The organism is Psychromonas aquatilis (assembly GCF_038155185.1).
GTDB classification, from domain to species: Bacteria; Pseudomonadota; Gammaproteobacteria; order Enterobacterales; family Psychromonadaceae; genus Psychromonas; species Psychromonas aquatilis.
Genome location: NZ_JBAKAZ010000425.1, coordinates 1 through 212, shown reverse-complemented (window position 1 = coordinate 212; position 212 = coordinate 1). Strand labels below are relative to the sequence as shown.

The 212-nt window shown below is 39.2% G+C and carries 1 protein-coding gene; it reads left to right on the top strand.

What is annotated here, in order from left to right:
- Positions 1-2 precede the first annotated feature (2 nt).
- Positions 3-158 (top strand): CbiQ family ECF transporter T component, encoded by a 156-nt coding sequence (locus V6256_RS16030; RefSeq protein ID WP_341599191.1) that lies wholly within the window; start codon positions 3-5, stop codon positions 156-158.
- The last annotated feature ends 54 nt before the right edge of the window (positions 159-212 follow it).

The following is a 212-nucleotide window of genomic DNA, read 5'->3' as shown; positions in this document are numbered from 1 at the left end:
CGGTGACATTAAAATATTTTAGTATGTATCCAATAGCCTTGGTATTTGGGTTTACCACGCATCCGACGGAGTTTTCTGCCAGTCGGAATCGCGTAGGGTTACCTTATAAAATAGCCTATGCAGTGAGTTTAACCTTACGTTTCTTACCTGAAATCTAAAAAGACTATATTAATATTATGCATGCTCAGCATGCGCGTGGGATTGTGTTATCT